Source organism: Psychrobacter sp. AOP7-A1-24 (genome assembly GCF_052376235.1).
GTDB lineage: Bacteria > Pseudomonadota > Gammaproteobacteria > Pseudomonadales > Moraxellaceae > Psychrobacter.
This window is the reverse complement of sequence record NZ_JBQSVM010000111.1, coordinates 1-639: the sequence shown is the minus strand read 5'-3', so window position 1 is coordinate 639 and position 639 is coordinate 1. Positions and strand designations below refer to the sequence as shown.

At 54.9% G+C, this 639-nt stretch carries 1 protein-coding gene; it reads left to right on the top strand.

Annotated elements, in window-relative coordinates:
- Positions 1-16 precede the first annotated feature (16 nt).
- A partial coding sequence (locus ACT3QQ_RS13940; protein WP_444528432.1) for an Ig-like domain-containing protein occupies positions 17-639 on the top strand: 623 nt, incomplete at its 3' end.

Here is a 639-nt window from a genome sequence, read left to right as displayed (position 1 = left end):
TGTGAACGATGCGCCTGTGGCAACCGATGCCACTATTAGCACACCAGAGGGCGAGGCGATTGCCGTCCCGCTGATCGCCAGTGACCTGGATGGCGACATTGCAAGCATCAGCATCACCGCCTTGCCAGATCCTGCCCAAGGCGTCCTAAGCTATACCAATGCATTAGGGGATAGTGTGCCTGTCGTTGCGGGTACCCCGCTGAGTGCTGCTGAGGCAGCCAGCGTGCGGTTTACCCCAACAGAGAACTTCAATGGGGCGGTAGATGCCATTGACTTTATCGCCACTGACAACGATGATCTAGACTCAGCGCCTGCCACCGTGACCTTGAGTGTGACGGATGTTAATACGCCGCCAACGGCTAACGACCAAAGTCTGAACACTGATGAAGACACGGCAGTGACGGTGTCGCTTGTTGGTAATGACATCGATGGTAGCGTGGTGAGTGTCACGGTATTGCAAGTGCCGCCAAGCGAGCAGGGCGTATTAAGCTATACCCGTGCCGATGGTCAAGTGGTCGAGATTACCCCAAATACCACGCTAAGCGCAGTGGAATCTGACACCGTCACCTTTACCCCAGCACCTAATTTCAATGGTGCAGTTAGTGACATCCAGTTCAGCACCACCGATGATGATGGTGC